This window comes from Martelella sp. (assembly GCF_984369615.1).
In genome coordinates this window covers 1-6,172 of sequence record NZ_CFHTCS010000266.1, presented here as the reverse complement: position 1 = coordinate 6,172, position 6,172 = coordinate 1, and the positions used below count along the sequence as shown (strand labels likewise).

Genomic DNA, 6,172 nt, shown 5'->3' with positions numbered 1-6,172 from the left:
GGTGCCGCTGCGAAGCGCAAGCGTTTCGCCGGGCGTCTGGGTGCCGTATTCGCTGCGCCGAACATAGCTGAAACTCTCCCTGATCCCGTTGCACAGCGTCATCAGCACATGGCCGGTGCGCGCCGTATTGCCATAGGGCACGAACCGTTTCGCCCAGCGCCCGACCTCATCGCCGGGGTCGGGATAGTGCCGCGCAATGGTCTTCTCAAGATCGATGGCTTCTTCCGCGTCATAGGCAAAGGGGAAGCCGGATGCCCTGTGGTCCATCTCCAGATCGAGCGGGATGTGCGCCGTGTGATCAACCTCGATCGTGGTCTCGAAGCTGAGTTCCGAGGCGGAAACGCCGACATCGACGAGCGCGACGCAATTGCCGAAGACATCGTGGATCCAGTGAATGCGCGCGTCCTGCGGGTAAACCTTCAGCATGCAGCTCAAGAGCGTCTGGTCGAAACTGTCGCGGGGCCGGAACATCAGCCAGTGACGCCCGAAACCGACCGGCCGTCGATAGCGATAGACCGTGAGATGACGCACCGAAAAGACCGTCATTCAACACCTACCTGCACAGCGGACAGTGCCGCGATACGCCCTTGAGACCGGCCTCTTGCATCACTTCTTGCCGCGCGCGAGCGGGTAATCCGGCGCGTCGTAGAGCATGCGGATCTGCCTGTCGTCGTAGCGGCTTTCGTCAATCTCCAGCACCGATCCCCGAAGCCGGCAGCCTTCCCTCTCTTCCACGGCAAAACGCACCGCGTCCGCAGCGGTCTCAAACCGTTTATAGCGAGGGCTGCGGCTTCCCTTGGCCTTGCGACCGGGATAGAGGGCAGCTTCGACCATATAGTCGAATTCGTTCATGTGTTTAATCCCGTTGGAGAAAAGCCTTTTGGCAAGCCGCGAGACAACTTTTCATTACATCGCGCTGTTCTGTCACCTTACACGATAAATCCCACATAGGTAAGCTTTCGGGTCGTGCCACGTGGCGTGGTGTAGCCCGCGGGAGGTCGCCGGCGTTCCGGCAGGGGCGGGTTGGCGAAGACCGACCTGACGGAAAGATCACAGATGACCGAGGGCATGATGGCTTTGCGCTCGCTCGCTGGGAAGAGCGTCGATGCCGATTTGCGCCGCGCGATGATCCGCTTTGCGGCCGAGAAGCTGATGGCGCGGGACATGAGCGCAAGAAAACGGTGCAAGGAGACGCGCTGGACCATGCCGCCGGCGCGCGATCAGTTTCAGCCTCCTCAGCCTTGATCTGCCGATCTGGCGGGCCGCACCGATTGACGTTCGACCAGTTTGACGGGGATGAAATGGTGGGAGGAGGGGGCACGCGCCGGGCCGGTGATTGCCTTCAGCGTGGCGCTGGTCAGCGAGGAGAGCGACTGGCGGACGGTGGTCAGCCGGTGCGAGGACCAGTCGGAAATCGGAGCATCGTCGAACCCGATCACCGAGACATCGCCCGGAACGGACAGGCCAAGCTCATGGCGCGCCGTATTCATCACACCGAGCGCGATTTCGTCGGTCACGCCGAAAATCCCGTCAATGCCGGGCTTTGCGAGCAGGCTGCGCGCTGCTTCGATACCTGTCTCATAATTGTTCCGACCCTGGCTCCACTGGCTGACCGGCACCCGGTTTTCCTCCATCACGGCGATAAAGGCCTCTGCGCGCGCCAGCTTGGCGGAGGTGCGGGATTCCGACACGACAACGGCCACGTTGCGGCAGCCGGCCGCAATCAGCCGCTGTGCGGCAAGCGCGCCGCCGGCAGCCGAATCGGCCTCGATCTGGTCGACAAGGCCTATATTTTCCGGCAGCGGCCGGTTGATGAGAACGAGACGCGTGCCATTGGCCGCGGCGAGCCGCATCAGCGTGTCCGGCACGGCTCCCGACAGCAAGACCACCGTTCGCACCCGGTATTCAAGCAGTTTTGCGAGTGCGTTTTCGACATCGTCCCGCGCACCTGCCAGATTGAGCAGCATGCATTGCAGTCCGTTTTCGTAAAGCGCCGCGGTCAGCGCATCGACCTGTGCCGAGATATAGGGGTTGGAGAGATTCGCCCCGACAAGGCCCACAAGATCGGAGCGTTCCTTGTGCAGCGTGCGGGCGAGGAGGTTGACCCGGTAGCCCAGCTCTTCTGCCGCCTTCATCACCCGGGCTCGGGTCTTCGGCGCAACGCTGGCCCCCTCGGTGAAGGTGCGCGAGACGGCCGAGCGGGAAACCCCGGCCAGACGGGCGACATCGGATGCGGAAACAAATTTCTCGACCATGGCGTACCTATGTCCAGCGCGCCGCGCCAAGCAGATTGCGCAGCCTGACCTCTTCGGCAAGGGCGAGCATCGGCGGCAGGGGGTAGCTCTCGTCCAGGCCGCGCAAGGCGCGCAGGTGAGCGAGCGCGGCATCGAAGCCGTCGAAACTGTCGCCCGCGAAGGCGGACAGCCAGAGCGCGATCAACACGACCGAGCGCGAGCGCCCGCCGCGGCAATGGACCAGAACATGGCCCTTGCGATGTTTCGGGTAATGCGGCTTGGCCGGAACATAGCCGCGCATCAGGCCCTCGACGGTGTGGACGGCTGCGGCGAGAAGATGCGGGCTGTTGCCCGCGCCGTCGATCATGCCGAGCTGGTAGCGGCGGACATGCGTGCCATCGGCCAGCCTCAGCGGGCCCGGAAACATGTTGATCGAAACGTTGAGCGTTTCGGTGATCCCGGCTTCAAGCAGGCAGCCTGCGTCTTCCGCCGCCGCGAGATTGCCGAGATAGAGCGTTTTCTCGTGCGGGCCGAAACCTTCGATCACCGGATATAGAAGCGGGCGGACATCCTCGCGCGCTTCGGCTTCGGGAACATGGTCGGGAATGCCGAGGCGTTTTTCCGTCATGGTCTATATCTCCGTCTCGGTTTCCAGTCTTAGCCGCGCGCCGAGGGCATGGGCAAGTTCCGGCGCCATGGCCATGTCGACAAAGGCGGGCAGAACCTGCCGGGAACCGCAATGCTCGGCAAGCGCGAGGATATCATGCTTGCGCGGGTGGACGTTCCAGGGAAGCCAGACGGCCTCTTCGCGCCCGATCAGGGCCGCTGCCGGCGTGCCGTTCGGGACATGGCTTGAAAAGACGAAGCGGAATCCGCCGCGTTTCAGGAGTTCGGCCGAAAGACCGGCCTCGGCGTTGGATTCCGTCGCGACAATCACCTGGTAGGGCTGCGCGGTTTCGCCATTCACGACCGGAAACCGTTCGCCCGTCGCCGCTTCCACTTCCTCGCCGACCGCCGCGCTGACGTGCACGGCAAGTCCATGCGAGGCCATCGCCAGCACCATATCCGTGCCACGACCGGCAGCGGGGCAGCACAGCACGGCGCCTCCTCTGGCATAGTCGGCCATTGCCGAAATCTGGTCGCCGAGATCCTGTTCGCGGTCACCGTAGGATGCATCGACCAGAAGCGTGGCTGCCTGAGGAGGATAGTCGAAAGGCATGCCTTGCGATTCGAGGCTGATATCCCCGGTGTAGATGAAACCGCCTTTCTCCGTCTCCATGTGGAACCAGACACCGCCAGGCGCATGGCCGCAGCGGCCGGTCGAAAGCTTCAGCCCGTCGACATCGAAAGAGCCCCGCTCGGGAATAGCATGCGCCGTTTCCGGACAAAGGCTGCCGCGAAGGAAATCGAGGGTTCTTTCGGTCGCGAATACCGCCGGGTTACCGATCTCGCCGAGACGCTCAAGAGAACCGGCGTGATCCTTGTGCGCATGGCTGAGGAAGACAGCATCGACGGCGCCGATCACATCGATGTCGGGATGCTCGCCGGCATCCAGGCCGTCGCCGAAATCGAACAGGATACGTCTGCCGCCCGCCTCGACCAGAGCGATGGCGGCGCTCTTGCGGTTCAGGCCGCTGATCACGTTCAGTCGTGCCAAGGCAGCACTCCTTGCGGAAGCCTTCTTGCGAAAGTGAGACTGACAAGCATCAGCGTGAGGATGACCAGCACCATCAGGCAGCCGACAGCGGCGGCCAGCGTCGACGATCCGGCTTCCTCGAGGAATATGATCATCGGACCGATGGTCTGGGCGCGGGAGGAAACCAGCAGCACCGACGTCTGGATCTCGTTGATCGCCGTCATGAAGACAAGGATGGCGGAGGCCGCGGCGGCCGGGGCGAGGACCGGCAATATGATATCCTTGAGCCTGCGGAAAATCCCGGCGCCAACCACTTGCGCGGCCTCGTCCAGCGAGCGCTCGATCTGTTCGAAACCGCCCAGGACAGGCTGCAATGCCAATGCCAGAAAATTGGAGAGATAGGCCGCGAGGATGACCCAGACCGTGCCGTAGAGGCTGGTCCCGAGAACCGGCAGTGGCTTCAGGAAAAACAGGATCATGGCGACGCCGATGATGATGCCGGGAAGCGCATAGGCAAGCTGGGAGGAGAGGTAGAGCAGGCGCGGCGCGACGCCCCGACGCCAGCTCAGAAAATAGCCGAGCGCGAGCGAAACGGGAATGAGGATCGCAACAGCGAGCCCCGTCAGCCAAAGACTGGTGAAAAACGCCTCCCGAATGCCTTCGTGATGAAAGAGCGCATTGGAGAAATTCTCGAAGGTCAGCGTCTCCAGATTGAGCGGCTGTCCGTAGCCGCGCACCAGTGCCGAGCCGGCAAGAGCCGAAAGCGGCAGCGCCAGCGCGAACACGAGATAACCCCACGCCAGAGCCGTGACCGGAAGGCGGAAATGCCCGAGCGGGAACTTGAACGGCCTGGAAACGCCATCGACGCGCTGGTCGCCCATGCGGCTCAGGAAACCGGCAGTGCCCATGCCGAGAATGGTCAGCACGGCCAGCAGCAGGGCCAGAAGCGCCATGTCGTTGAGCGCCGACGGACCATAGGAATTCAGCTGCCGGTAGATGAGCGTGATCAGGGTCGGAACGCGGGCTGGTATGCCGAGCATTGCCTGGATGCCGAAATTGCCGATCGATGAGACGAAGGCAAGCGCTGCTCCGGCGAAGATGCCGCCGCGGATCAGTGGCAGGATGACGCCAAGCGTCGCTCTCAAGGGTGTGGCGCCGACTGCGCGGGCCGCTTCCACCAGATCAGCGGGAACGCGGCGCAGGTTGGCCCGAACGGCCAGAAAGACCAGCGGTGCGTTATAAAGACCGAGCAGAAGGACGATGCCGCCGGCAGAATAGAGCGGATGGCGCATACCGGGCTGAAGCGAGAAACCCAACAGGTTCATCACCGGGCTTGCCGGCGAAAAGGCCTGAACCCAGGCGAGCGCGATGACTTGCGGGGGGATCATCAGCGGCAGCACGAATCCGAACACCCAGGCAGTCCGCCCGCGCATGTCACTGGCGCCGACGAGAAGTGCAGCGAGCGTTCCGGCGACCGTGGCAAGCGCGGTGGCTGAAAGCGAAATCCAGATCGTGTTGACGGTCGCTTCGAACACGCGGCGGCCGCCCAGAACATCGGCTATGCGATCGAGCTCGAAACCCGTGCCCGTGACGAATGCGGCGTAAACGAGCCGGCCGAGCGGCAGAATTGACAGGATGCCGACAAACAGCGCCAGCACCAGCATCAGCGTGCGCTCATTGCGCAGCAGGCTGCCAAGGGTGGAGAGCGTCCATATCGGACGCTCTCCCGTCGTTGCGGTTGATACGGACATTGCGGTTACAGGCCGAAGATATCGGCGAACTGCTCGCGCACCTGTTCGTTGCTTTCGACGGCTTCATCGACATCATAGCCGATCAGCTTCATCGAGGAGAGATCGGGATAGCCTTCCGGCGCGGCGACGCCCGGCAGAAGCGGGATATTGCCCTGGGCGGAGACCAGTTCCTGGCCTTCCTTCGAGAGCAGGAAATCGACGAATTTCCTGGCGGCTTCCTCGTGTTCGGTCGTGCTCATGATGGCGACCGGCTCGCCGATGAAGGAAACGCCTTCCTTGGGCGCGATGTAGTCGACGGGCGAACCGTCGGCCTTGGCGCGCAGCGTGTTGGCGTCGACGATGATGGCGTATTTGGCCATGCCGGAGGCGACGGCCTTGGTGGCCGGACCGTTGCCGCCTTCGGGCACGATGTCGAGGTCGTTGAGGCCCTCATAGAAGGTCCAGCCGATTTCCGGCGTGTTGATCAGGGCGTGCAGGTGGTTCAGCGCAGCACCCGAATAAAGCGGGCTCGGAACCGCGATCATGCCGCGATTGTCTTCGACCAGAAGGTC

General features: G+C 63.0%; 8 protein-coding genes. 1 reads left to right on the top strand and 7 read right to left on the bottom strand.

Annotated elements, in window-relative coordinates; translation table 11 throughout:
* Positions 1-546: transglutaminase N-terminal domain-containing protein (locus AC5DC2_RS17680; RefSeq protein WP_491699424.1), on the bottom strand; the 546-nt coding region annotated here is incomplete at its 3' end.
* A gap of 60 nt (positions 547-606) precedes the next feature.
* Positions 607-852 (bottom strand): hypothetical protein, encoded by a 246-nt coding sequence (locus AC5DC2_RS17675; protein ID WP_491699423.1) that lies wholly within the window; start codon positions 850-852, stop codon positions 607-609.
* A 204-nt stretch (positions 853-1,056) separates the two neighbouring features.
* On the opposite strand from AC5DC2_RS17675, the gene AC5DC2_RS17670 reads away from it, so the two are divergent.
* The gene (locus AC5DC2_RS17670) at positions 1,057-1,245 is read left to right on the top strand and encodes a hypothetical protein (protein ID WP_491699422.1); all 189 of its coding nucleotides are present in this window, start codon (positions 1,057-1,059) and stop codon (positions 1,243-1,245) included.
* On the opposite strand, the gene AC5DC2_RS17665 is transcribed toward AC5DC2_RS17670, so the two are convergent.
* From AC5DC2_RS17665 to AC5DC2_RS17645, 5 genes are all read right to left on the bottom strand, one after another.
* Positions 1,236-2,255 (bottom strand): LacI family DNA-binding transcriptional regulator, encoded by a 1,020-nt coding sequence (locus tag AC5DC2_RS17665; RefSeq protein WP_491699421.1) that lies wholly within the window; start codon positions 2,253-2,255, stop codon positions 1,236-1,238. The genes AC5DC2_RS17670 and AC5DC2_RS17665 overlap by 10 nt on opposite strands.
* Before the next feature lie 7 nt (positions 2,256-2,262).
* Complete coding sequence (locus tag AC5DC2_RS17660) at positions 2,263-2,862, bottom strand: protein-tyrosine phosphatase family protein (protein ID WP_024709461.1); 600 nt, start codon at positions 2,860-2,862, stop codon at positions 2,263-2,265.
* A gap of 3 nt (positions 2,863-2,865) precedes the next feature.
* Entirely contained in the window at positions 2,866-3,891 is a 1,026-nt protein-coding gene (locus AC5DC2_RS17655; RefSeq protein WP_491699420.1) for an MBL fold metallo-hydrolase, read from the bottom strand.
* Entirely contained in the window at positions 3,879-5,621 is a 1,743-nt protein-coding gene (locus AC5DC2_RS17650; protein ID WP_491699419.1) for an ABC transporter permease, read from the bottom strand. Before AC5DC2_RS17650 ends, AC5DC2_RS17655 begins: the two co-directional genes overlap by 13 nt.
* 5 nt (positions 5,622-5,626) lie before the next feature.
* Positions 5,627-6,172: extracellular solute-binding protein (locus tag AC5DC2_RS17645; protein ID WP_491699418.1), on the bottom strand; the 546-nt coding region annotated here is incomplete at its 5' end.

What these genes read in the sequence shown, in the direction of transcription:
- AC5DC2_RS17675 (WP_491699423.1), bottom strand. Translation starts at nt 852, where the DNA reads ATGAACGAATTCGACTATATGGTCGAAGCTGCCCTCTATCCCGGTCGC.
- AC5DC2_RS17670 (WP_491699422.1), top strand. Translation starts at nt 1,057, where the DNA reads ATGACCGAGGGCATGATGGCTTTGCGCTCGCTCGCTGGGAAGAGCGTC.
- AC5DC2_RS17665 (WP_491699421.1), bottom strand. Translation starts at nt 2,255, where the DNA reads ATGGTCGAGAAATTTGTTTCCGCATCCGATGTCGCCCGTCTGGCCGGG.
- AC5DC2_RS17660 (WP_024709461.1), bottom strand. Translation starts at nt 2,862, where the DNA reads ATGACGGAAAAACGCCTCGGCATTCCCGACCATGTTCCCGAAGCCGAA.
- AC5DC2_RS17650 (WP_491699419.1), bottom strand. Translation starts at nt 5,621, where the DNA reads ATGTCCGTATCAACCGCAACGACGGGAGAGCGTCCGATATGGACGCTC.